Origin of the sequence: Microbacterium sp. zg-Y1090 (genome assembly GCF_030246945.1) — a bacterium.
GTDB lineage: Bacteria > Actinomycetota > Actinomycetes > Actinomycetales > Microbacteriaceae > Microbacterium > Microbacterium wangruii.
In genome coordinates this window covers 574,074-597,308 of the sequence record NZ_CP126742.1, presented here as the reverse complement: position 1 = coordinate 597,308, position 23,235 = coordinate 574,074, and the positions used below count along the sequence as shown (strand labels likewise).

The following is a 23,235-nucleotide window of genomic DNA, read 5'->3' as shown; positions in this document are numbered from 1 at the left end:
GCTTCCGACATCCTCCTGGAGGATCGCCCGCGTAGGCTGGTTCCGCCGTGACCGCCGTGCTCCCCGCCTCCGCCCCCTCGTGGCGCAGCTGGACGATCTGGGCCGTCGGCGTCGCGGCCTACATCCTGTCGGTGGTCAACCGCACGTCGCTGTCGGCGGTGGGCGTCGACACCGCGCACCGCTTCGACATCGACGCCTCGACCCTGTCGATGTTCGCCGTCATCCAGCTCGGCGTGTACGGCGCGATGCAGATCCCCGTGGGACTGATGCTCGACCGGTACGGCGCCCGACCCCTCATCACGGCGGGCATGGTGCTCATGGCCGTCGGGCAGCTCGTGATGGCGCTGTCACCCAACGTGGGCATCGCGATCGCGGCGCGCATGCTGCTGGGCGCAGGGGATGCCGCGATCTTCCCGAGCGTGCTGCGGCTCATCGCCACGTGGTTCCCCGCGCAGCGTGGACCCGTGATGGTGCAGGTCACCGGGATCGTCGGTCAGCTGGGGCAGATCGTGGCGGTCGTGCCGCTGGCGGCGCTCCTGCACGCCACGAGCTGGTCGGTGGCCTTCGGCAGCGTCGCCGGGCTCGGCGTCCTTTTCGCGGTGCTCGTCTTCGCGGTGATCCGCAACCACCCACCCGACCTCGACTCCGACGTCACCGTCGACACCGACACCGGATCGATCCGGGTGGTCACCTCCGCCGTGGACAACCGCGTCGGCATCCGTGCCGCCTGGTCGCACCCCGGCACCCGGCTGGCGTTCTGGTCGCACTTCACCACGCCGTTCGCCGGATCGGCCTTCGTCATGCTCTGGGGCTTCCCCTTCCTCACCGCCGGTGAGGGGCTGACGCAGGGCGAGGCGGCCGTCGTGACGACGGTGTACGTGCTGTCCGGCATCCTCATCGGCCCCGTCATGGGGTCGCTGTCGAGCCGCGTGCCGACGCTGCGCTCGCGCGCCCTCGTGCTGCCGTCGATCGCCGTGCAGGCGCTGGTGTGGCTCGTCGTCATCGCACAGCCCGGCGCCTCACCCCTGTGGCTGCTGCTCGCACTGGCGGTGGCGCTCGCGATGGGCGGACCGGCATCGATGGTCGCCTTCGACCACGCCCGCACCCACAACCCCTCGCACCGGCTCAGCACGGCGACCGGGATCACGAACTCCGGCGGCTTCCTCGCGTCGCTGATCGCGATCTTCCTCATCGGCGTGGCACTCGACCTGCAGGGCGCGGGCACGCCCGCGACCTACACGCTCGACGCTTTCCGTCTGGCGTTCCTCGTGCAGGTTCCGCTGTGGATCGTCGGGACGGCGTTCATCGTCGTCGAGCGCAAGCGCACCCGCATCCACATCGGCCTCGACGCGCCGCGGCCGCGCCGGCGGCGGCCTCAGGCGACGCGGGGCGAGTAGCGCCCGGACTTCTCGGCACGGGCGCGAGCCTTCGCCGCCTCCTCCTCGCGGTTCTTCGGGGGCGCCACGGCGACGAGGTCCGCCAGCAGGTGGCGCGTGGCGTGCTCGATCTCGTCCACGGCCCGGTCGAACGCCGCCGCATTGGCCCGGGAAGGCTTGGTGACGCCCGAGATCTTGCGCACGTACTGCAGCGCCGCAGCGCGCACCTCATCGTCGGTGGCGGCGGGCTCGAAGTTGTGGAGCGTGTGGATGTTGCGGCACATGCGGTCACCGTACGCTCAGGATGCCGCCCTGGCCAGACCCTAGTCTCGGACGGTGGACACCGCATCCGACGACCCCGGCGACGCCCTCACACGCTTCACCCATGACGGTGCAGAACTCGTCGTCGAGGAGACCGGCTCGGGTCCGCGCACGTTCCTGCTGGTGCATGGCATCGGCATGGGCCGACGTGTCTTCGTCGACCTCGTCGGCCGGCTCGAGCCGCACGGCCGCGTGCTCGCGGTGGACCTGCCGGGGTACGGCGCCGCCGCGGAGCCGCCCCGGGTGCCCTCGATCGAACGCCTCGCCGACCTGCTCGCCGCCTACCTGCGGGCCTACGACGTGACGCCGGGAGAGACGATCGCGATCGGCCACTCCATGGGCACGCAGGTCGTCGCGGAATTGGCGGCGCGGCATCCCGATCAGGTCGACCGCATCGTGCTGGTGGCGCCCACGGTGGATCCCGCCGCGCGGGGCGCGCTGCCGCAGCTCGGCCGGCTCGCCCTGGACCTGGTGATCGAGAGCCCCAAGGTGCTCGCGCTGGGCGCGCGGGAGTATGTGCGCGCGGGTCCGAACCTCCGCCGCAAGACCCGGGCGATGCTCACGCACCGCCCGGAGCTGGCGTACCCGCGCATCGACGTGCCGGCCCTCGTCATCCGCGGCGAGAAGGACGTCGTGTGCCCGCGCGCCTGGTGTCGTCAGGTGGCGACGGCGTTGCGCGCACGACTGGTCGAGGTGCCCGGTCACGGGCACGAGACGATGATCCGCGACGCGGCGCCGGCCTCCCGCGAGATCCTCGCCAACGTGGGGATTCAGCCCGTCGAGACCTGACGTGCCAGCTCCGAGACCTCGTTGTCGGGCAGTTGGATGCCGGACTGCTCGAGGCGCTGGTGCAGCACCTCGACGATGCGATCGTGGGGCTCGGTGCCGAGGTCGTTGCGCGTCTGCGCCACGATGCCCGCGACCTTGTCGACCTCGGAGGCGTTGTTCTGCGCCATCGCCGGCAGGCGCTGCTCCTGCGCGCCGGAGAGATCACGCTGGGATTGGCTGGCCGTGAGGGTGTCGCGCCCCTCGTCCTGACCGTGGTGGTCGGGCACGTCGGGCACGCCGATGCCGACCGCCTCGTGCGTGGGGTCCGCGGCAGGAGCCGCCGAGCCGTCGACCGGCTCAGCCTCGCGCTCGGCGTCGGTGACGGTGCCCTGCGACGGCGCAGCGGCCGTGGAGTCGCCCTCGGGACCGGTCACCGGGTTGGCGGGGTCGCGGTCGGCCGGGCTGGCTGCGGCTGTGCGCTGCATCGCCTCGGCATCCGCTCCGCCCTGATCGGGGTGGTTGCCCCCGGTGTTCTCGAACTCGTTCTCGCGCTCGGTCATGATTCCTCCACTCCCAGGTCGGGGTCGGCGCCGCGGGACGGCTCGGGCGACTCGACATCGCCCACGTCGACGGGCGCGTCGGTCAGATTGGGCGAGCCGACGGCATCCGCGTTGCGCTCACGGGACTCGATGTCATCGATGCCCTCCCAGCCACCGGGCGGGTCGGCGTCGATCACTCCCTCGGGCAACGTGCGATCCGGGTTGTCGGTCATGATGCGCTCCTCTCGTCTGCCCCCCACTCTGCGGCGTCAGGTCGGGGGCCGTCGCGGGCTTGACGAACGCGTCCGCCGCGCGTAGGGAGCGCGGGAGGCTCAGGCGGGGTGGGGCGTGCGCAGGATGCCGCGGTGCGCCGGGTTCTCGTCGAACCAGTCCGCGACGTACCAGCAGACCGGGATGACCGTGCGGTCGCCGCGGGCCTCCAGCTCGGCGACGGCGCGCGAGACGACCTCGCCCGCGTAGCCGTGGCCGCGGTGCGGGGGCACCGTGTAGGCGCGGGTCATGGCGATGGTGCTGCCGTCGTCGCGGTAGTCCAGCACGCTGAGCAGCTCATCGCCGCGCAGCAGGGCCCATCGGGACGCGTCGGTCTGATTCTCGAAGCGCAGGTCCTTCATGCCGCCAGGCTACGCCCGTGTGACAGGCCGGGGGCCGAGGCCGGGGGCGGTTCGGGAAGCGTCAGCGCGGCCGGGATGCCGCGACGACGTCGGCGAGCCGGCGGTCGACGGCGCGCTGACCGCGGAGGTGCACGATCGACCACCCTTCCGCCGCGCGGGCGGCCGCGGCAGCCCGAGCTCGGCCGAGAGCTGCGCGGCCCGTCGCGACGTGCCGGAGCCGGACGTCACGAGCACCCGGATGCGGCGGGGCGGGCGGGCTATCGGCACCGGCCGACTCCAGCCAGATGTCGCCGGTGCGCGGACGCTGAGCAATCTGTCACATTTCGTCATCTGCAGGGCGGGGCGTCCGAGCGGTTTGACGCTTTCCGACTCGGTGGGTCATAATCGGCCTCATGACTGACAACGCACGCTCTCTGTCCGCCTGGGAGGCGAACGGGACTGCCGGCATGATGATGCCCGGCCGCGCTGTCATGTGTTGCCGAATGTGTCGTTGACACCACGACCCCACGCCGGGCTCGAGCCGCGCCTTTGATCTGAGCGCCGCGGCCGGCCCCCGAGCATTGCGGCATGCGCCCACAACGCGCAACCGCTGCTCCGACACATCGCCCACTCTCGGGCTTTCGCAGCACACCCTGAACCCGTTCCGGCGCATCGCCCGGGTTCCACCTGCAAGGACGTCAACTCCCATGTCGAACATCGCCATCCTCGATCGCCCGGCCACCGCCCGCCACCTCCGCGCCGTCGAAGACGTCGCGCCCACCGCTCCCGCTGCACGCGCCGCCGCACCCGTTGAGGCGGAGGCCCGCCCGGCATCCCCCCGCCCGGTGCCGGCAGGCACCGCCCCCCGCGGCTTCGCCCTGTACGTCGGCATCGACGAGGTGAAGGCAGCGCAGGACGGCGTCTCGCTCTCCGTGCTCGTCGCCGCGCTGCGCCGCACGCTCGCCGATCTCGCGCCGCAGGCCGAGACCTACGCCACCGTGGCGCTGGCTCCGGCCGGCGCCGGCGGCCGCGACGTCGACGTCGTGCGACTCGCTCTGCACGAGCCGAGCGCCGTCGCCCGCACCCAGGAGGACGAACCCGACGAGGATGCCGTCCCCGGCGGCGTCACCGTCGACATCTCGCGCAAGCGCGTGCTGATCGACGGCGCCTCGGCGGCGTTCACCTTCAAGGAGTTCGAGCTGCTGCAGTACCTGGTGCTGCGGGAGGGACGCACGATCGAGCGCGCCGAGCTGGTCTCGTCGCTCTGGCAGGGCACCGGCGACGACGAGGCGCCGGGTGAGCGCACCATCGACGTGCACGTGCGGCGCCTGCGGGCGAAGCTCGGCCGGTACGAGGACATCGTGCGCACCGTGCGCGGCGTCGGCTACCGGTTCGACCGCCACGCCGACGTCGTGATCCGCTACGGCCACGGCAGCCCTTCGCCCGACCGCTTCTGACCCGCATCCTCCCCGTACGGTGGCAGCCGCGCGCGGTGCGCCGGCGGCCGCGTGCACAACGACGCCTTCCCGTCCCGCGGGAGATGCCGGCGGGCGGCGTGGACGTCCGCACGGGCCGGATCCGCGACGTTGTGCACGCCGCACCGCCGCTGCGAGGCGGCGCCGGCAGGCGAGCTGTACCCGCACCGCGTGCATCACGCCGCCTTCCCGCCTGCCGACGGGGCCCCGACGCGCGATGTGGGCGCCCCGATGCGCGGATCAGCGACGTTGTGCACACCCCCAGCCCGTTGCAGGCCGGCGCACCCTCACCCGCACTCGCACCATCCGCGGCGTTGCGCACGCCGGCCCCGGCGCCCGCGTCCAGCGGGATGTCGGCGGGGTGAGCGTAGGGTGGCGGCATGAGCACGGTGCAGGCGGGAAGGATGCCGCGCACGGCAGCACTCGCCCCGGCCACCGCGGCCGCGGCAGCAGCCGCACGCACCACCGCGACCGCGACGCCACCGGCACACACCCCCGCGGTCGCAACCGCACACGCCCCCGCGCCCGGGGCCGCGCGCCCACTCGAGACCGAGTACCGGCCGCGGGTCCCCATCGACGCCGCGCGGGCCATCCGGTACCAGCGCCACGGCGCGAACGACCCCGCCTTCGCGGTCGACGGATCGGTGCTGTGGCGCGCAAGCCGCACCCCCGAAGGCGTCGCGACCCTGGCCATCCGCCCCGACCGCAGCCGCATCAGGGCGGCGGCGTGGGGACCCGGAGCCGAGTGGGCCCTGCACCAGCTGCCCGCGCTGTGCGGCGGCCTCGACGACCCGGCCGGGTTCGACGCCGGGCGGCATCCGCTCATCGCCGAGGTGCACCGACGCCATCCCGACCTGCGCATCGGCCGCACCGACCTCGTCTTCGAGGCCCTCGCGAGCGCCGTGATCGAGCAGAAGGTCACCGGCCTGCAGGCGTTCGGCGCGTGGCGGGTGCTCGTGACCCGCTTCGGCGAGCGCGCTCCCGGCCCCACTCCGAAGGCCATGTTCGCGCCGCCGTCGATCGACGGCTGGCGGCACATCCCCAGCTGGGCGTGGCATCGCGCCGGCGTGGAGCCGCCGCAGGCGCGCACGATCGTCGAGACAGCACGTCGCGGCGCGTCGGTCGTCGCGGCGGTGATGGATGCGGGCGCCGGCGAGGCCGTCGACCGCGTGCTGATGAGCCTGCGCGGCATCGGCATCTGGACCTCCGCTGAGACGCGCATCCGTGCCCTCGGCGACCCCGACGCGGTGAGCGTCGCCGACTACCACCTGGCCCACGAGGTCGGCAACGCCCTGACCGGCCACCGCGTCGACGACGACGGGATGCTGGAGCTGCTGGAGCCGTGGGCCGGTCACCGCCAGAGGGTGATCCGACTGATCTACGCCGGTGGCGTGCGCGAGCAGCGGCGGGGTCCTCGACTGCACCCCGAGGACCACCGCGACCGCTGACGGGCGCCCTTGTGAGCCGTCGCGGCGCGGTTCACACTGGACCCGTCGCGCGCCGGCGCGGCATCCACCGTCACGAGAAGAAGCGAGATGGCCGCTCTCAACCCCTACCTGTCGTTCCGCGCTCAGGCGCGCGCCGCCATGACCTTCTACCAGGGGGTGTTCGGGGGCGACCTGCAGATCTCCACCTTCGGCGAGTTCGAGGGCATGGCGCAGGATCCCAGCGAGCGCGAGCTCGTCATGCACTCCCAGCTCACCACCCCCGACGGCTTCGTGCTCATGGGCTCCGACACACCGGGCGCGCTGCCCTACGTCGCCCCCGCGGGCATCGCGGTGTCCCTCAGCGGGGACGACGAGGCGCAGCTGCAGCGGTTCTGGGATGCCCTGACCGGCGGCGGCACCGTCACCCTGCCGTTCGACCCGCCGCCGTGGGGCGGTCGCTTCGGCATGCTCACCGATCGGTTCGACGTCCCCTGGATGGTGGCGCTGAACGCGCCGTCCTGACCTCGCCGCGGCTGCCCGTCGATGCCGGCCGCCCGCGTCGCCCGTAGGCTGGCGGCATGACGGACTCTCGCACCGGCCCGGGGTGGCCGCGCGGTCGCATCGGCTGGATCGCCGGCACCGCCCTGCTGCTCGTGGTCGGCGTGCTGTTCGGCCTCATCATGAGCAATGTGTGGCTCGGCGTGGTGCTGGCCGGCGCGGTGTCGATCGGCTGGCTCATCGCCTACGAGTCGTCGCGCGGGCGCAACAGCGGCATCTACGACCGCGACGACGACGGCGCTCAGCTGTAGTCAGCGGTAGTACAGCGCCACCGGACGCCCGTCGATCTGCCGCACGTCCACCGGCGTCTCGTACACCTCGGCCAGCACCTCGGGCCGCATGATCTCGGCGACCGCGGCGTCGGCGACGACCCGGCCGTCGCGCATCGCCACAATGCGGTCGGCGTAGGCGGCGGCGAAGTTGATGTCGTGCAGCACGACCACCACGATCTTGCCGAGTTCGTCGGCCATGCGGCGCACGAGCTTCATGATCTCGCCCATGTGCCGCACATCGAGGTTGTTCAGCGGCTCGTCCAGCAGCACGTACTTGGTGTCCTGCGCCAGCACCATGGCGATGAACGCGCGCTGCCGCTGCCCGCCCGACAGCTCGTCGAGGAAGCGCCCGCGGAACGCGTCGAGGTCGAGATAGGCGAGGGCGCGGTCCACGTGCGCGCGGTCGTCGGCGCTCATCCGGCCCTTCGAATGCGGGTAGCGCCCGAACTCCACGAGGTCCTGCACCGTCAGCCGCGCGGCGATGTGGTTGTCCTGCCGCAGCACCGCGAGCACCTTCGCGAGGTCGGCCGAGGCGGCGGTGCGCACGTCGACGCCGTCGACAGTGACCGTGCCGCCGTCGGCGGGGATGAGACGGCCGATCAACCCGAAGAGCGTCGACTTGCCCGCACCGTTCGGGCCGATCAGGGCGGTCACCCCGGCATCCCCCAGGGTGAGCGTGACGTCGTCGAGCACCGCCTGTCCGCGGTAGCGCTTGGTCACACCGTCGAGCGCGATCATCGCGCCCCCTTTCGCAGCACGAGGAAGAGGAAGAACAGTCCGCCGGCGAACTCGATCACCATCGACAGACTCCCGCCGAACCCGAGCACCCGCTCAAGCAGCAGCTGTCCGCCGAGCAGGCACACCACGCCCAGCAGGGCGGCGGCCGGCAGGGTGAACCGGTGGCGGAAGGTGCCGGCGTAGCTGTAGGCCAGGTTGGCGACGATGAGGCCGAAGAAGAGGATCGGGCCGACGAGGGCGGTGGAGGCCGCGACCATCACCGAGACGATCGCGAACAGGGCCATGACGACCCGGCGGTGATCCACCCCGAGTCCCACCGCCGTCGGTTCGCCGAGGGTCAGCACGTCGAGGGTGCGCAGGAGCGGCACGACCCCCAGGCACCCGAGGGCGACGAGGATGCCGGTGAGCAGCAGCAGCGTCTCGTTCGGCCGGGTCAGCGAGGCGAACCCGGTGTCGGTGAGCACCTGGAAATCCAGCGGGTCCAGCATCCGCTGCATCCACTCGGTGAGACTGCGGAAGAACGTGCCCAGCACGATGCCGACCAGCAGCATGAGGTGGATCGACCGACGCTTGCCGCCGAACAGCCAGGTGAACAGGAACACGCTGAACGCCGTCATGACGGCCACCTGCACGAGCCACAGCACCACCGGGTCGGCGCGCAGGAAGGTCGTCGCGCCGAGGCCGAACACGATGACCGTCGAGATGAGCATGAAGAACGCGTCGAAGCCCATGATCGACGGCGTCAGGATGCGGTTCTGCGTGATGGTGTGGAACACCACCGTCGACACCCCGACCGCCACGGCGACGACGACCATGCCCGCGACGCTGACGCTGCGGATCTTCACCGCGTAGCCGAGCGAGCCGGGCACCGCCGTGAAGAGGTAGAGGGCGGCCAGCACGAGCACGGCGGCGGCGAGCACGGCGAGCCGCACGCCGGGTCGCGACCATGCGGATGCCAGGCGCGACGGCGGGCGCACACCGGCGACAGCGGCAGGGGCGGGGGCGGTGTCAGTGCGCACGGCTCCCCTTCCGCAGCAGCAGCCAGAGGAACAGCCCCGCACCGACGATGCCGACGACCACCGAGAGCGGGATCTCGTAGGGGAAGCGCACGGTGCGCGCGATGAGGTCGCACGCGAGCACGAAGGTCGCGCCGAGGCCGGCCACCCACGGGATCGAGCGGCGCACGTTGTCGCCGATGATGAGGCTGACGATGTTGGGAACGACGAGACCGAGGAACGGGATCATGCCGGCTGTCACGAGCACCGAGGCGGTGATGACGGCGACGACGACCATGCCGACGGCGACCACGCGCCGGTAGTTCAGCCCGAGGTTGGTCGCGAAGTCCTCGCCGAGCCCGATGACGCTGAACCGATCGGCGGCCACCCACGCCACCAGCACCATGACGGCGGCGACCCAGACGTACTCGTAGCGCCCCTGCATGACCGAGGCGAAGCTGCCCTGCGACCACTGCCCCAGGGACTGCAGCAGGTCGAGCCGATAGGCGAAGAACGCCGTGACCGCGCCGACGATGCCGCCCAGCATGATGCCGACCAGCGGAACCAGCACGAGCTGGCGCACCGGGACCGCCCGGATCACCCGCAGGAACACCCAGGTGCCGATGAGACCGAACACCGCGGCGACGGCCATCTTGCCCATGATCGCCATGCCCGGCCACAGCACGATGGTCACCAGCATGCCGAGGGTGGCGAACTCGCTCACCCCTGTCGTGCCCGGCTCGACAAACTTGTTGCGCACGAGCATCTGCAGGATGAGCCCGGCGATGCCCAGCGATGCCCCGACGAGCACGACGGCGACCGTGCGCGGCATCCTGCTCGCGACGAGGAGGAACGCCGCCGTGCCGTCGGCACCGCCCTCGAGCAGGGTGGCGACCGAGACGTCGGAGACCCCCACGAACAGGCTCACGATGCCGAGCACCACCAGGAGCACGCCGATGAGCACCCCCACCCACGTCCGCCGGGGGCGGGCAGGGGCGGGGGTGCTCGTCGTCGCGACGGCTGTCGCAGTCACCTCAGTGCCGGATCTCTCTGATCGAGCGCCTATTCGGCGATCTGCAGGACGTCCTCGATCATGATGCGGGTGGTGTCGATCCCGCCGAAGACGATGTACCAGGCGGTGGGGTCGAGGTAGACGATCTGGTCTTCCTGGTATGCGGTGGTCTGCTTGATGATGTCGTTGTCGAGTACGGCGGCCGCGGCCTGCGCATTCTCCTCGCCGGTGGCGGCGTCGCGATCGACGACCCAGAGGAAGTCGGGGTTGTGCTCGAGGAGGAACTCGAACGAGACCGGCTCGCCGTGGGTGGCCGCCTTGACGTCCTCGACGACGGGCTCGACGCCGAAGACGTCGTAGATCAGCCCGCCGCGGGCGTTGCGGCCGGTGGCGTTGCCCTCCGAGGGTGCCATCGCGCTGAGCCGGCCACCGGAGACCATGAGCCCCAGGCCCGTTCCGGCGCCGGCGGTGGCGGCCTGTGCCTCTTCGATCCCCGCCTCGAGCTCGGCGAGCGCCTCCGCTGCGGCGTCCTCGGCTCCGAGGACCTCACCGAGGAACGTCGTGTTGCGCTCGAGGGTCTCCTGGAAGGAGCCGGCGATGCTGAGGTCCACGGTCGGGGCGATCTCGCTGAGGTCGTCGTACAGGGCCGTCGAGCGGCCGCCGATGATGATGAGATCAGGCTGCTCCGCCTCGATGGCGACCAGGTCGGCTTCGAAGAGCGTGCCGGCGTTGAACGCGTCGGCCGCCAGGTGGTCCTGCAGGTAGTCGGGGACCGAGTCCAGCGGGGCGCCGGCGACCTCGCCGCCGAGGGCGCCGATGGTGTCGAGGCTCGCCATGTCGAACACGACGATCGTCTCGGGGTTCTTGGGCACCTCGACCGTGGTGGCTTCGAACTGCGGATCCTCATCCTCGCCGGCGGTGTTGCGGTCCCACGAGTACGTGACGGTGTCGGCCGGGTCGGCGGCGGCCGCGGCATCGGCATCGGCGTCGGCGGTGGCGCAGCCGGTGAGCGCGACGGCGGTCGCGAGGGCGAGGGATGCCGCGAGCAGCGGCCGGGACGAGGTGAGCGTCATGTCTTCTCCTGGGTGCTGCGCGGTCGCGCGGCATCGGGCGCGGCAGACGAGGCTCGCTGCGCCGTCGGTAGGGTGGGAGCGGGCCGCCCGCATCCGCCGCGGAGGCGGAGGACGGCCGCGAATGTAGGTTAGCCTAACCTGTGTGATCGCGTCGACCAGCCCGGCATCCTTCCGCCTCGAGCGCCAGCCGCTCGACCTTCGCTTCCGCATGGCGCGGCTGGCGGAGCGACAGTGGCTCACGCCCCACTACGTGCGCCTGCGGCTGGTGGGCGAGGACCTGATCGGCTTCTCATCGCTGGGCTCGGACGACCACATCCGCGTCTTCTTCCCCGGCGCCCCTCCCGCGTCGGTCGAGCAGCTGCGCTCGGCGCCGAGCCGCGAGTACACCCCGCTGGACTGGGACGCCGAGGCCGGCCGGCTCGACCTGGAGTTCGCGATCCACGGCGACGGCGTCGCGTCGCAGTGGGCGGCGACCGCCGAGCTCGGGGCCGTGGCCGGTGTCGGTGGCCCTCGTGGCTCGCTCGTGCTCAGCGGCAGGCCCGATTCCTGGCTGCTGGCCGGCGACGAGACCGCCGTACCGGCGATGCGCCGGTACGCAGCGCTGATGGATGCCGATGCTCAGGGCCGCATCATCGTCGAGGTGGCCGACGTGGCGCACGAGCTGTCGATCGCGGCGCCGTCGGGGGTGGCGGTGTCGTTCGTGCACCGCGGCGCCGATCGGGCCGGTGCAGCCCTCGCGCAGACGCTGGACGCGCTCACCGCCGCCGACCGCCCCGCCGGCGATGTGTTCGCGTTCGTGGCCGCCGAGCAGGCGATCGTCAAGCCGGCCCGCGCGCTGCTGCAGGAGCGGTGGGCGCTGCCCGCCGACGGGTTCGTCGCGAAGGGGTACTGGAAGCGCGGCGAGACCGAGTACCACGCCCCTCACTGACTCCGCACCGTCGGCGGCGGACGCCGCCGATCAGTACCAGTCGGTCGCCTGCGAGTGGGCCCACGCCGCGCAGGGCGTGCCGTACGCACGGGAGATGTAGTCCAGCCCCCAGCGGATCTGGGTGGTGGCGTTGGTCTGCCAGTCCGGTCCGGCCGCCGCCATCTTGTCGCCGGGAAGCGACTGCGGGATGCCGGTGGCTCCGCTCGACGGGTTGACCGCCTGGTAGTTCCAGTCGGACTCCTTCTGCCACAGGGAGTCGAGGCACTGGAACTGGTCGCCGCCCCAGCCGTACTGCGTCGCGGCCAGATGGGCGGCAGTCGACTTCGCCCCCTCGACGGTGTTGCCCGCCGCCAGTGCCGCGGCCGCTTCGGCCTCGGCCCGTGCTGCCGCGGCAGCGGCGTCGGCTTCGGCCTTCTTCTGCTGCGCCTCGCCGAACCGGCTGCGCAGGTGGGCGGTTTCGGCTGTCACGTCGTCGGCGTGGTCGTCGATGGCCTCGACCACCTCCGTACGCCGCAGCAGCTGCACACCCTCGGCGTCGTCGAGCTCCTGCAGGCTGGCACTCAGCAGGGCAGTGTCGACCTCGGCATCCCCGCCGACGTCGAGGCCCGACTGCGCCACCTCGTCGACGAGGGCGTCGGCGTCGGTCAACGCCGTCTGCGCGGCATCCACCGCCGCCTGGGCCTCGTCGGCCACCTCCTGCAGCGCGGGAGCGACGGAGGTGTCCGCCGCGATGGGAAGCTCCGCGGCCGCGGCGGCCGCGCCGGAGGTCAGCAGTCCGCCGAGGACGACCCCCGACGCGACGGCCAGGGTGGCCGTGAGGCGAGTGCGGTGACGGCGGCGGCGCTCGGCACGCAGGGTGCGGCGAAGGAGGGCAGGGTGAGGATCGGTCTGCATGCGTGAACGTGCTCGGGTCGGGTGCGCCGGCACGACGGCGCACGCCCTCGGGTCGGGCGTCCTCCCACTCTCGTCCCCGCATCTGGACGAACCCTCCGCCGCCGCTGAGGGATCCATGGGAGGGGAGATGCCCTCGGATCAGGCGTTTCGTCTTCCTCCGCCACCGTCCCCGCAGCCCCGCAGGCGGGAGCACGACGCAGCGCTTGCTCGCCGCGGCCCGCCGGCTGAATACTGTGGATCAGCTGAATCCTGGATCACCCGCATCCGGAGCCGATGCGAGAGGACCCCTCATGCTGACCCGGAATGCGACCGGGCTCCGCACGGCTACTACGCCGGCAAGGTGGCGCAGGAGTCCCTCATCACCGCCGGCGAGGTGCCGTGGACGATCCTGCGCACGACGCAGTTCCACGACTTCGCGGCGCAGCTGTTCGCCTCGGCGCGCGTCGGCCCCGTTCACCTGGCGCCGCGGATGCGCACCCAGCCGGTGTCCCTCGACGAGGTCGCGACGCGACTGGTCGACCTCGCCGAAGCGCCACCCGTGGGGCGGGCTCGCGATCTCGCGGGGCCCCGGGAGGAGTCGCTCGTCGAGATGATCCGCGCCTACGCGCGCGCGACCGGTCACCGCGGCTGGATCCCCGCCGTCCCGCTTCCCGGCCCGCTCGGCCGCGCGCAGCGCGACGGCATACTGCTGCCCGGCCCCGATGCCGACCACGGCACGGTCACCTTCGCGCAGTGGCTCGCGACCCGGTGAGGGGATGCCGGAAGCGCCGGCATCCGCTCGCTACATCTCTTCGTGCGTGTCGGGGTCGCCGTCCCACAGCCGGCCCCGCTCGAGCCCGCTGACGGCGGCGACCTCGTCGTCGGTGAGGGTGAAGCCGAACACGTCGGCGTTCTCACGCTGCCGCTCAGGGCTGGCCGACTTGGGGATCGGCGTCGACCCGAGCTGGGTGTGCCAGCGCAGCACGACCTGCGTGGGGGTCACCCCGTGCGCGGTGGCGATGTCGGTGATGACCGGCTCGGAGAGCAGCTCCGTGCGCCGGGCCAGCGGGCTCCAGCTCTCGGTGCGGATCTCGCGGGCCTCATGGAACGCGCGCAGCTCGGTCTGCGGGAAGTACGGGTGCATCTCCACCTGGTTCACGGCCGGGAGGATGCCGGTCTCGTCGACCAGGCGCATGAGCATCGTCTCGGTGAAGTTCGACACCCCGATGCTGCGGACCGCCCCCCGCTCACGCAGCTCGATCATCGCCCGCCAGGACTCGACGTACTCGTCGACCGACGGGTTGGGCCAGTGGATCAGGTACAGGTCGATGCGGTCCAGGCCCAGCCGCTCCAGCGAGCCCGCGGCACTGGCGAGGGTCTGCTCGTATCCGTGATCGCGTCCGGGCAGCTTGGTGGTGATGAGCAGCTCTTCGCGGATGCCGCTGCGGCGCACCGCCTCGCCCACCTCGGTCTCGTTCTGGTAGTTCACCGCCGAGTCCAGCAGCCGGTAGCCGGTGTCGATGGCCGCCAGCATCGCGTCGACGCCGTCGTCGCCGCGCAGGTTGTATGTGCCGAGTCCGAGCTCGGGGAAGTCCATGCCGTCGTTGAGCGTCACCGTGGGAATCGTGATCATGCGCCCACGCTACGCCGCGGGGGCGGTCACGGATCGGGGCTTGCGCCGGCAGCCCTCACGTCTCAGCCCAGCAGCGCCTCGATCGTGGTGATGACTCCGTGCTCGGCGTTGGACGGCGCCCGGTGGTTCGCGACGGCGACGACGTCGGGGTGGGCGTCGGCCATGGCATAGCTCCAGTCGGCGACCTGCAGCAGCTCGATGTCGTTGAGGTAGTCGCCGAACGCGGCCGTCTGCGCGCGGTCGACGCCGAGCGCCTGCTGCAGGTTCCGCAGCGCGACGCCCTTGTTCACCCCGGCGTTCATGATGTCGACCCAGTGGGGGCCCGACACGACCACCTGGTGCGTGGCGGCGACGTCGGTCAGCAGCGGCGCGGTGTGCGCCTCGCCGCCGTCGTGGTCGAAGACGGCGAGCTTGAGCACCTGGTCGTCGACGGCCCGCAGGTCATCGACGACGGTGAGTCGCGCGTAGTACTTCTCCACCTCGGCCCGGAATACCGGGTCGGAGCCCTCGATGTACGCCGATTCCTTGCCGCACACCACGATCCCGATGCGCAGGTCACCCGCGGCGACGTGCCCGCGCAGCCGCAGGATCACGTCCCGCACGAAGACGGGGTCGAGGGCGTCGGAGCTGACCTCCGTCCCCTCCCGCACGACGTACGCGCCGTTCTCGGCGATGTAGTCGAGATCGCGCCCCGCCGCGCCGAACGATCGCTGCAGCGTCGCCAGCTGCCGGCCGCTCGCCGGGGCGAAGGCGATGCCGCGCTCGCGCAGCCTGTCCAGCAGCGGCCAGAGCCCGTCGGGGATGCGTCCGGCGGGGTCGAGCAGCGTGCCATCCATGTCGACGGCGATGAGGCGGATGTCGGGAGCAGCCATCCCGCCATCCTCCCAGGCGCATCTGGGCGCCTCCCCCACCCGCCGCCGAGCGGGAGCCGGCCCCGTCGGGATATCCCGAAGAAAAGACTCCGGATGCCGGGGCGGCGCCGGGTCTTCCGCCACCCCTAGCGTGGAGCCATGACCTCAACCCCCGCCCCTGCCGCCGCGGCCCCGACCGCGGCGCGCCCGTCCGCGCTGCGCCTCCTCGGCGCACTCGCGCAGCTGGCGGCCATGGCCGTCGCCGGGACCTTCCTGTTCTCGACCCTCAGTGTGCTGCTGAGCCTCGGGGTGAGCCTGCTGCTCGTCATCGGCCTCGGCATCCCGTTCCTCCTCGCCTTCGTCTACCTGCTGTTCGCCACCGCCTGGCTCGAGTACGCCCGGGCCGACGGCCTCTATGGCTACGGCCTGCCGTCGCTGCGACTGCGGCGCCGTCAGCGGCCCGGATTCGGCGGGTGGCTGCACATGGTGTGGCAGCAGTTCACCGACGGCCCGCAGTGGCGCGGGGTCGCCAGCGCGGCCCTCGCCACTCTGCTCGGGTCGGCCGTGATCTTCCTCGCCTCGATGGTCGCCACCGGCGTGGGACTGCTGTTCTCGCCCTTCTTCGGCGGCGAGACGATCCCCTCCCCCTGGTTCGGCCTCATGCTCGACCCGGGCTGGGCGGCCGTCGCGGGCGGCATCGCCGTGCTGCTCAGCGCCGCACTGCTGTTCGGCATCGGCCTGCTCGACGGTGTGCTCACCCGCGCCATCCTGGTGCCCTCCCGTGAAGCCGTGCTGGCCCAGCAGGCCGCCACCTCCGACGTGCAGCGCGCCGGCGCCGTGCGTGCCAGCGAGGTGGAGCGCACCCGCATCGAGCGCGACCTCCACGACGGTGTGCAGCCCCGCCTGGTGTCGGTGGGGATGACGCTGGGCCTGGCGCGGCAGAAGATCGACACCGACCCCGAGGCTGCGCGCGAACTCATCACCGAGGCGCACACCTCCACGAAGGCCGCCATCACCGAGCTGCGGCAGCTGGCGCGCGGCATCCACGCGTCCGTCCTGGACGACCGCGGCCTCGACGCCGCACTGTCTGCCCTCGCCGCCCGGTCCCATGTTCCCGTCCACCTGGACGTGCGGGTCGACGGCCGGTGCACCCGCGAGGCCGAGGCCGCCGTCTACTTCGCCATCGCAGAGTCCCTCACCAACGCCGCCAAGCACTCCCACGCCGGCGACTGCCGGGTGATCGTGCGGCGCCGCGACGACGGGACCCTCTGGGCCCGCGTGGAGGACAACGGCACCGGTGGCGCCCGCGTGATCCCCGGGGGCGGACTCGACGGCATCACCAACCGCATCCTCGCCGCCCGCGGCACGGCTCGGCTCGACAGCCCTGCCGGCGGGCCGACCTCCCTGGAGGTGAGTGTCCCGTGCGCATCCTGATCTGCGAAGACTCCGCGCTGCTGCGGGAGGGCCTCGTGCGCCTGCTCGAAGACGCCGGACACACCGTCGTCGCCGCGCTCCCCGACGCCCACCACCTCGACGAGGTGGTGGCCGACACCGATCCCGACCTCTGCATCCTCGACGTGCGGCTGCCTCCCACGTTCACCGACGAGGGCATCCGCGCCGCACTCACGCTGCGGGCCGCGAACCCGGCCCTCCCGGTGCTGGTGCTCAGCCAGTACGTCGAGGAGCGCTACGCCTCCGAGCTGATCGCCGGCCGGGGCGGGGCCCTCGGGTACCTGCTGAAGGACCGGGTGGCCGACGTCGCCGACTTCATCGACACCGTCGCCCAGATCGGCGCCGGTGGCACGGTGTTCGACCCGGAGGTCGTCTCGCAGCTGCTCACTCGGCGCACCCGCGACGATCGGATGGCGCGGCTGACCGACCGGGAGCGCACCGTGCTCGCCCTGATCGCCGAGGGCAAGTCCAACCAGGCCATCGCCCGCACGCTGCACGTCAGCGAGGCGAGCGTCGAGAAGTACATCACCTCCCTCTTCCAGAAGCTGGGCCTCGAACAGGACGAGGACGGCAACCGGCGGGTGCTCGCAGCCCTCGCCCATCTCGATCACGGCGGCCAGGAGCCGCAGACAGGAGCCTCACGATGAGCACGTCACTCACTCCCCCGGTCAGCCCCCCGCCGCCGCTGCCCCCTTCGGGCCAGGCGCCGCCCCCTCCCACCGCTCCGCCGCCGCCGTCGCGGTCGACGGGACGCGTGATCGCGATCATCGCGATCGTGCTCGGGGGCCTGCTGCTGCTGTCGACCGTGGCCTTCGGCGTCATCGGCTCGCTGGTCCGCGCCGGCGGCGTCTCGGACGAGCGGATCGTGGTGGATGCCGCCGGTGTCGAGAGCCTCGACGTCGAAGCGTCCGCCGGCGACGTGCGGGTGCGGTTCACCGACACCGACGAGGCCGTGCTCGACGTCACGGCCGAAGCCGGCGCCGGCCGCTGGAGCCTGACGCGCGAGGGCGACGAGCTGGTGGTGCGGTCCCCGCAGCGCTGGTTCTTCGGCTGGTGGTTCTACGACGGGCCGACCCGGGTCGTGCTCGAGCTGCCGCAGTCGCTGCAGGGCGAGGCCCTGAACGCGCAACTGTCGCTGTCGGCAGGCTCACTCGATGTGGAGGGCGACTTCGGCGTGCTCGACCTCGACGTCAGTGCGGGCGAGCTCACCCTGGGCGGCGGCGCCGCGCAGGTCGCCGCCACCGTGAGCGCCGGCCGCGCCGATCTCGACCTCGCCGACGTCGTCACCGCCGACCTGGATGTCAGCGCGGGCGGGCTGAAGGCGGTCTTCACCGGTGACGCCCCCGACGACGTCACGATCGATGTCAGCGCCGGCTCGCTCGATCTGAGCGTGCCGAGCGGGGCGTACCGCGTCGACACCGACGTATCGGCGGGCGGTGTCGACAACCGCCTGGAGACGTCGTCGTCGGCATCCCGTGTGATCACCGTCAGCGTCTCCGCCGGAGACGTCACGCTGCGCTCGGGTCGCTGACCCCGGCGCACGGGTCGGGGCCGGTCGGAGGAATCCGACCGGCCCTTCGCCGTGCGTGCGGCGCGTAGTCACGGCTCCTCCCGTGGACGCTCTCCGTCTCGGCGGGCTACCGTTGACGGCGTGACTGCCCCGATCGACGCCACGACCACGTCCGCCTGGAACGACCTCGTCGCCCTCCGCGACGGATTCACCCCCGACCTGCGCGGCTGGTTCGCCGACGACCCGCGGCGGGCCGAGCGGCTGAGCCTGCCGCTGGCCGACCTGCACGTCGACCTGTCGAAGAACCTCGTCACCGACGAGATCCTCGCCACGCTCGTGCGGCTGGCCGAGCAGACCGGCGTCGCCGAGCGGTACGCCGCCATGCTGGCCGGCGAGCACATCAACACCACCGAGGACCGCGCGGTGCTCCACACCGCCCTGCGTCGCCCCGCCGGCGCGTCCCCCGCACTCGTCGTCGACGGGCAGCAGGTCGACCACGACGTGCAGGAGGTGCTCACGGCCATGTCGGCGTTCGCCGATCGCGTGCGCTCGGGCGAGTGGGTCGGCGTCACCGGCAAGAAGGTCGAGACGGTCGTCAACATCGGCATCGGCGGGTCCGACCTCGGCCCCGTCATGGTCTCCCAGGCGCTGGCGCCCTATGCCGACGCCGGCATCTCCGCCCGGTTCGTGTCGAACATCGACCCCACCGACATCGCACAGAACACCGCCGACCTCGACCCCGAGACGACGCTGTTCATCGTGGCATCCAAGACGTTCACCACGCTCGAGACCCTCACCAACGCCCGGCTCGCGCGCGACTGGCTGTGGACTGCGCTGGAGAAGGCGGGCGCGATCGACGGCACCGACGAGGCCCGCACGGATGCCGTCGCGCACCACTTCGTGGCCGTCTCGACCGCGCTGGACAAGGTCGCCGCGTTCGGCATCGACCCCGCCAACGCGTTCGGCTTCTGGGACTGGGTCGGCGGCCGCTACTCGGTGGACTCCGCGATCGGGCTGTCGCTGGCGATCGAGCTCGGCCCCGATGCCTTCCGCGAGTTCCTCGCCGGGTTCCACGCGGTCGACGAGCACGTGCGCACGACGCCGCTCGAGCGCAACGTCCCGGTGCTGATGGGGCTGCTGAACGTCTGGTACACGAACTTCCTCGACGCCCAGTCGCACGCGGTGCTCCCCTACGCGCAGCAGCTGAACCGGTTCGCGGCGTACCTCCAGCAGCTGACGATGGAATCCAACGGCAAGTCGGTGCGCTGGGACGGCACGCCGGTCACGACGGGCACCGGAGAGATCTTCTGGGGCGAGCCGGGGACGAACGGACAGCACGCGTTCTACCAGCTGATCCACCAGGGCACCCGGTTGATCCCGGCGGACTTCATCGCGTTCGCCAACCCGGCATATCCGCTCGCGGACGACGGGCGCGACGTGCACGGGCTGTTCCTGGCGAACTTCCTCGCGCAGACCAAGGCGCTGGCCTTCGGCAAGACCGCCGCGGAGGTCGAGGCCGAGGGCACCACCGGCCCGCTCGTGGCGGCGCGCACGTTCCCCGGCAACCGCCCGACGACGTCGATCTTCGCGCCCGCCCTCACCCCCGCGGTGCTCGGCCAGCTGATCGCGCTCTACGAGCACATCACCTTCACCCAGGGCGTGATCTGGGGCATCAACTCGTTCGACCAGTGGGGTGTGGAGCTGGGCAAGCAGCTCGCCCTGCAGATCGCGCCGGCGCTGGAAGGCGACCAGGACGCGCTCGAGGCGCAGGATGCCTCGACGCGCGGGCTCCTGGAGTACTACCGGGCGCACCGCCGCAGCTGACCTGCGGCGCGCGCCCGGCCGGCCGGCCGGTCAGCCGAGGCCGGCGGGCCGGGTGGGTGCCTCGCCCCGCAGGTGCTCGGCGAGGAACGCGAACACCGTCTCGTACCAGACCACGGCGTGCTGGGGCTTGAGCACCCAGTGGTTCTCGTCCGGGAAGTACAGGAACCGGTGCACGGTCGTGCCGTCGTCGTTGCCGTGGTGCTCCATGAGCTCGGCCCACAGCCGCAGGCTCTCGCCGATCGGCACGCGGTAGTCACGGTCGCCGTGGATGACCAGCAGCGGGGTGCGGATCTCGGCGACCGACAGGTGCGGCGAGTTCTCGAGCATCGCCTCCGGGGTGAAGATGCTCTGCCAGTACCCGGCGTGGTCGGTCGTGCCGGCGAACTGGTCCAGCGCCCACAGGCTCGCGTGCGTCACGATCGCCCGGAACCGGTCGGTGTGACCGGCGACCCAGTTGGCCATGTATCCGCCGAACGACCCGCCCATCGCCGCTGTGCGGGTCTCGTCGATGTCGGGGCGCGCCTCGACGGCATCCGTGATCGACATGAGGTCGGTGAAGGGCGCCTCACCCCAGCTGTTCCAGCCGCGCGCGATGAAGTCGAGGCCGTAGCCCGTCGACAGCGCAGGGTCGGGCAGCAGCACGGCGTAACCGCGGGCGACCGCGAGGTTCGGGTTCCAGCGCCAGCTCCATGCGTTCCAGCTGTTGAGGGGGCCGCCGTGGATCCACAGCAGCAGCGGCGCCGGCTTCTCGGCCGACGCGCCCTCGGGCAGCAGCAGCCACCCGCGCACGCGCGCGCCATCGGCCGCGGTGGTCTCGACCTCGGTGATCGTGCCGGGCACCTCGGGCGCCGCGGCGGGGGTGGCGAGCACCGTGACCGTGCCGTCGCGCGCGATGCGCACGGGGTGGGCGGGGGCCACCCACGACGAGCGCAGGGCGACGAGGTCGCCGGTGCCCCGGTCGACGTGCACGTCGGTGTAGGTGAAGTCGTCACCGGTGACCTGCGTCACCGCGCCGCCGTCCAGGCCGATGCGGAAGACGGGGCCGCGCCCGTCGGAGTCGGCGGTCACGATCAGCGCACGGTCGTCGTGGTCGAACTGGATGCTGCTCGGCCAGCGATCCCACTCGGCGGCGATGCGCCGGGGCGATGAGCCGTCGACGCCGCTGATCCACAGTTCCTGTTCGGTGGGGCCCGCGGGCGTGGACTTGACCGAGCGCACGTAGGCGAGCGTGCGGCCGTCGTGGCTGATCGCCGGGCCGGTGCTGTCGACGCCCGGCTCGTCGCGCAGCAGGGTGTGCGCGCCGGTGGCGACGTCGATCGACACGAGGCGGTAGCGGCCGTCGAGGCCCGTGGGCACGAGCAGCGAGGCGATCAGGGTCGCGCCGTCGGGGGTGAGGGCGGCACCGGCGCTCTCTCCGGTGCGCCCGGGCCGGGGGGTGAGATCGCGCGGCCGCGGGAGCGAGGCCGGGTAGGGCTGCGGCCGGTCGGCATCCGCGGCGGCGTTGGCGGCGTCCGCCTCGGCGGCCTCTTCGTCGACGACGGCAGCCAGGGTGTCGACGAGGCCGTCGAGGTCGAGCGAGAGCAGGTGCGGCTCGTCGGGGCCGAGGTCGTGGTCCCAGTGGCGCACCGGATAGGTGTCGTGCAGGATCGCCGACACTTTGCGCTTCGTGCGCTCGGCCCGCAGCCGCGCCTCGTCCTCGAGGGTGTCGGCCGACGGCAGCAGTCCGGCGGCGAGCACGAGGCGCTCCGCGGCTCCGGCGACGGCGGCGATGCCCGAGACGCCGCCGGGCAGCCGCGTCACCGGGCGGGCCTCCCCGCCCTCGGCGGGCAGGAGCCACAGCTGACCCGCCTCCTCGCCGTCGGCGGCTTCGGTGTCGGGCCGCGCCGAGACGAACAGCAGGTCGCCACCGGGGAGGAACGCCGCCCCCGCCTCGCCCTTGGCCGAGCGCGTGAGCCGGCGCGGGGCACCATCGCCGTGGGCCGGCACCTGCCAGAGCGAGCGCTCGTAGCCCGTGGCATCCTTCGTCGGCGTCGCGACGGTCAGCACGACCCGCGTGCCGTCCGGTGAGAGGGTCAGCCCTTCCGTGCGGGCGAGGGCGATGTAGTCGTCGAGCGAGTGGAAGGGTGTCGTGGGCATGCGCTCCACGCTATCGCCGCCGCTCCGCTCGATGGCCGTTCGTAGGGATTCCACACGTGGTCTGACCACAATGCCCGAGGGATTCGTGGACGGCCTACGACGGATGTGCGCGGGCGTCGCCCGCGCGGTAGTACGGAAGGATGACCCGTCAGCGACTCCTCCCTCTCGCCGTCCTCGCGGCCACCCTGGTCGCACTCACCGGCTGCACCGCCTCCGACACGGATGCGGCACCCGCCACCAGCCCCGAGCCCTCCGCGGCGACCACGTCGCTGTCGGCAGCCGACGGCATCGTCGTCGGCGACGGTCCGGTCGCCGTGGAGCTGTGGACCGACCTGTCATGCCCATACTGCGCCGTCCTCGAGGAGGCCACGGGAAGCGACCTGGAGCAGTGGGTCGCCGACGGCACGATCACGCTGTCGCTGCACCCGATGAACTACGTGAGCGAGAAGCGCGGCGACACCACCGACTACTCCACGCGCGCGGCCAACCTGCTGGGCCTGGTCGCCGACGCGGGCGAGACCGATGCCGTCCTGCCGCTGTACGCCCTGCTGCAGGAGAACCAGGTCGATGCCGACGGCGCACCGACCGACGCCGACCTGCTGGCCTACGCCACCGAGGCGGGCGTCGCCGCAGACCTCACCGCCGGTGTCGAGAACCTGACGATGGCCGAGTGGGTGCAGGAGAGCAACGACCACTGGATCGGCGAGGTCGTCGGCTCGGAGACCCCCGTCGACCACGTGCCCCTGCTCGTCGTCAACGGCGAGACGTTCGAGCTGCGCGGCGACGGCTCGGATGCCGCACGCCTCCGCGAGGCCGTGGACGCCGCCGCCGCCGGCTGATCGCAGGCCCTTCGCGGCGCCGGC

25 protein-coding genes are annotated in these 23,235 nt (G+C 72.3%); 13 read left to right on the top strand and 12 right to left on the bottom strand.

The genetic code is table 11. The annotated features are described in order from the left end of the window. The first annotated feature begins 47 nt into the window (after positions 1 to 47). Positions 48 to 1,397 carry an MFS transporter gene (locus QNO26_RS02685; protein WP_257526155.1) on the top strand — a complete coding sequence of 450 codons (1,350 nt, stop codon included), beginning with the start codon at positions 48 to 50 and terminating at the stop codon, positions 1,395 to 1,397. Here QNO26_RS02685 and QNO26_RS02680 read toward each other — a convergent pair. After that, positions 1,376 to 1,660 (bottom strand): DUF2277 domain-containing protein, encoded by a 285-nt coding sequence (locus QNO26_RS02680; RefSeq protein WP_257526156.1) that lies wholly within the window; start codon positions 1,658 to 1,660, stop codon positions 1,376 to 1,378. The two genes, QNO26_RS02685 and QNO26_RS02680, sit on opposite strands and share 22 nt — an antisense overlap. Positions 1,661 to 1,712: 52 nt before the next feature. Between QNO26_RS02680 and QNO26_RS02675 the strand changes: the two genes are divergently transcribed. Beyond that, complete coding sequence (locus QNO26_RS02675) at positions 1,713 to 2,486, top strand: alpha/beta fold hydrolase (RefSeq protein WP_257526157.1); 774 nt, start codon at positions 1,713 to 1,715, stop codon at positions 2,484 to 2,486. Here QNO26_RS02675 and QNO26_RS02670 read toward each other — a convergent pair. The 3 genes from QNO26_RS02670 to QNO26_RS02660 all read right to left on the bottom strand — a co-directional run bounded on the left by QNO26_RS02670 (position 2,468) and on the right by QNO26_RS02660 (position 3,636). Continuing rightward, entirely contained in the window at positions 2,468 to 3,025 is a 558-nt protein-coding gene (locus tag QNO26_RS02670; RefSeq protein ID WP_257526158.1) for a hypothetical protein, read from the bottom strand. The two genes, QNO26_RS02675 and QNO26_RS02670, sit on opposite strands and share 19 nt — an antisense overlap. Then, a complete protein-coding gene (locus QNO26_RS02665; protein WP_257526159.1) occupies positions 3,022 to 3,237 on the bottom strand; it encodes a hypothetical protein in 216 nt (71 codons plus the stop codon). The genes QNO26_RS02670 and QNO26_RS02665 overlap by 4 nt, the downstream gene beginning before the upstream one ends. Before the next feature lie 99 nt (positions 3,238 to 3,336). Then, positions 3,337 to 3,636 carry a GNAT family N-acetyltransferase gene (locus QNO26_RS02660; protein WP_257526160.1) on the bottom strand — a complete coding sequence of 100 codons (300 nt, stop codon included), beginning with the start codon at positions 3,634 to 3,636 and terminating at the stop codon, positions 3,337 to 3,339. 686 nt (positions 3,637 to 4,322) lie between these two features. On the opposite strand from QNO26_RS02660, the gene QNO26_RS02655 reads away from it, so the two are divergent. The 4 genes from QNO26_RS02655 to QNO26_RS02640 all read left to right on the top strand — a co-directional run bounded on the left by QNO26_RS02655 (position 4,323) and on the right by QNO26_RS02640 (position 7,326). Further along, entirely contained in the window at positions 4,323 to 5,072 is a 750-nt protein-coding gene (locus tag QNO26_RS02655; protein WP_257526161.1) for a winged helix-turn-helix domain-containing protein, read from the top strand. A 398-nt stretch (positions 5,073 to 5,470) separates the two neighbouring features. Then, positions 5,471 to 6,538 carry a DNA-3-methyladenine glycosylase family protein gene (locus QNO26_RS02650; RefSeq protein ID WP_257526162.1) on the top strand — a complete coding sequence of 356 codons (1,068 nt, stop codon included), beginning with the start codon at positions 5,471 to 5,473 and terminating at the stop codon, positions 6,536 to 6,538. Positions 6,539 to 6,625: 87 nt separating this feature from the next. Then, positions 6,626 to 7,039: a VOC family protein gene (locus QNO26_RS02645; protein ID WP_257526163.1), complete on the top strand. Its 414-nt coding sequence runs from the start codon at positions 6,626 to 6,628 to the stop codon at positions 7,037 to 7,039. Positions 7,040 to 7,095: 56 nt separating this feature from the next. After that, positions 7,096 to 7,326 carry a hypothetical protein gene (locus QNO26_RS02640; RefSeq protein ID WP_257526164.1) on the top strand — a complete coding sequence of 77 codons (231 nt, stop codon included), beginning with the start codon at positions 7,096 to 7,098 and terminating at the stop codon, positions 7,324 to 7,326. On the opposite strand, the gene QNO26_RS02635 is transcribed toward QNO26_RS02640, so the two are convergent. From QNO26_RS02635 to QNO26_RS02620, 4 genes are read right to left on the bottom strand one after another with little or no spacing between them, the layout of a single operon-like run. Beyond that, positions 7,327 to 8,085, bottom strand: coding sequence for an iron ABC transporter ATP-binding protein (locus tag QNO26_RS02635; RefSeq protein WP_257526165.1), 759 nt, complete (start codon positions 8,083 to 8,085; stop codon positions 7,327 to 7,329). Continuing rightward, positions 8,082 to 9,104, bottom strand: coding sequence for an iron chelate uptake ABC transporter family permease subunit (locus QNO26_RS02630; protein WP_257526166.1), 1,023 nt, complete (start codon positions 9,102 to 9,104; stop codon positions 8,082 to 8,084). Before QNO26_RS02630 ends, QNO26_RS02635 begins: the two co-directional genes overlap by 4 nt. Beyond that, positions 9,094 to 10,113, bottom strand: a complete 1,020-nt coding sequence (locus tag QNO26_RS02625) for an ABC transporter permease (protein ID WP_257526167.1) — start codon at positions 10,111 to 10,113, stop codon at positions 9,094 to 9,096. The genes QNO26_RS02630 and QNO26_RS02625 overlap by 11 nt, the downstream gene beginning before the upstream one ends. Positions 10,114 to 10,142: 29 nt before the next feature. Further along, complete coding sequence (locus tag QNO26_RS02620; protein WP_257526168.1) at positions 10,143 to 11,165, bottom strand: siderophore ABC transporter substrate-binding protein; 1,023 nt, start codon at positions 11,163 to 11,165, stop codon at positions 10,143 to 10,145. 142 nt (positions 11,166 to 11,307) lie between these two features. Between QNO26_RS02620 and QNO26_RS02615 the strand changes: the two genes are divergently transcribed. Next, positions 11,308 to 12,093: a siderophore-interacting protein gene (locus QNO26_RS02615; protein WP_257526169.1), complete on the top strand. Its 786-nt coding sequence runs from the start codon at positions 11,308 to 11,310 to the stop codon at positions 12,091 to 12,093. Positions 12,094 to 12,123: 30 nt separating this feature from the next. On the opposite strand, the gene QNO26_RS02610 is transcribed toward QNO26_RS02615, so the two are convergent. Further along, positions 12,124 to 12,987, bottom strand: a complete 864-nt coding sequence (locus QNO26_RS02610; protein ID WP_257526170.1) for an aggregation-promoting factor C-terminal-like domain-containing protein — start codon at positions 12,985 to 12,987, stop codon at positions 12,124 to 12,126. Between the two features lie 340 nt (positions 12,988 to 13,327). Between QNO26_RS02610 and QNO26_RS02605 the strand changes: the two genes are divergently transcribed. Continuing rightward, positions 13,328 to 13,738, top strand: a complete 411-nt coding sequence (locus QNO26_RS02605; protein WP_257526171.1) for an SDR family oxidoreductase — start codon at positions 13,328 to 13,330, stop codon at positions 13,736 to 13,738. A gap of 30 nt (positions 13,739 to 13,768) precedes the next feature. Here QNO26_RS02605 and QNO26_RS02600 read toward each other — a convergent pair whose 3' ends face one another. Continuing rightward, on the bottom strand, positions 13,769 to 14,599 hold the full coding sequence (locus QNO26_RS02600) for an aldo/keto reductase (protein ID WP_257526172.1): 831 nt from the start codon (positions 14,597 to 14,599) through the stop codon (positions 13,769 to 13,771). 62 nt (positions 14,600 to 14,661) lie between these two features. Beyond that, entirely contained in the window at positions 14,662 to 15,471 is an 810-nt protein-coding gene (locus QNO26_RS02595; RefSeq protein WP_257526173.1) for a Cof-type HAD-IIB family hydrolase, read from the bottom strand. 138 nt (positions 15,472 to 15,609) lie between these two features. On the opposite strand from QNO26_RS02595, the gene QNO26_RS02590 reads away from it, so the two are divergent. The 4 genes from QNO26_RS02590 (at position 15,610) to pgi (ending at position 20,236) form a co-directional block, all read left to right on the top strand. Next, positions 15,610 to 16,884 carry a sensor histidine kinase gene (locus tag QNO26_RS02590; RefSeq protein ID WP_257526174.1) on the top strand — a complete coding sequence of 425 codons (1,275 nt, stop codon included), beginning with the start codon at positions 15,610 to 15,612 and terminating at the stop codon, positions 16,882 to 16,884. Next, a complete protein-coding gene (locus QNO26_RS02585; RefSeq protein ID WP_257526175.1) occupies positions 16,872 to 17,549 on the top strand; it encodes a response regulator in 678 nt (225 codons plus the stop codon). The genes QNO26_RS02590 and QNO26_RS02585 overlap by 13 nt, the downstream gene beginning before the upstream one ends. Then, positions 17,546 to 18,433 (top strand): DUF4097 family beta strand repeat-containing protein, encoded by an 888-nt coding sequence (locus tag QNO26_RS02580; RefSeq protein ID WP_257526176.1) that lies wholly within the window; start codon positions 17,546 to 17,548, stop codon positions 18,431 to 18,433. The genes QNO26_RS02585 and QNO26_RS02580 overlap by 4 nt, the downstream gene beginning before the upstream one ends. A gap of 120 nt (positions 18,434 to 18,553) precedes the next feature. After that, positions 18,554 to 20,236, top strand: coding sequence for a glucose-6-phosphate isomerase (pgi, locus tag QNO26_RS02575; protein ID WP_257526177.1), 1,683 nt, complete (start codon positions 18,554 to 18,556; stop codon positions 20,234 to 20,236). A gap of 30 nt (positions 20,237 to 20,266) precedes the next feature. Here pgi and QNO26_RS02570 read toward each other — a convergent pair whose 3' ends face one another. Further along, positions 20,267 to 22,372 carry a S9 family peptidase gene (locus QNO26_RS02570; RefSeq protein WP_257526178.1) on the bottom strand — a complete coding sequence of 702 codons (2,106 nt, stop codon included), beginning with the start codon at positions 22,370 to 22,372 and terminating at the stop codon, positions 20,267 to 20,269. Positions 22,373 to 22,512: 140 nt separating this feature from the next. Here QNO26_RS02570 and QNO26_RS02565 point away from each other — a divergent pair, with 140 nt between their 5' ends. Continuing rightward, entirely contained in the window at positions 22,513 to 23,211 is a 699-nt protein-coding gene (locus QNO26_RS02565; RefSeq protein WP_257526179.1) for a DsbA family protein, read from the top strand. Positions 23,212 to 23,235 lie beyond the last annotated feature (24 nt).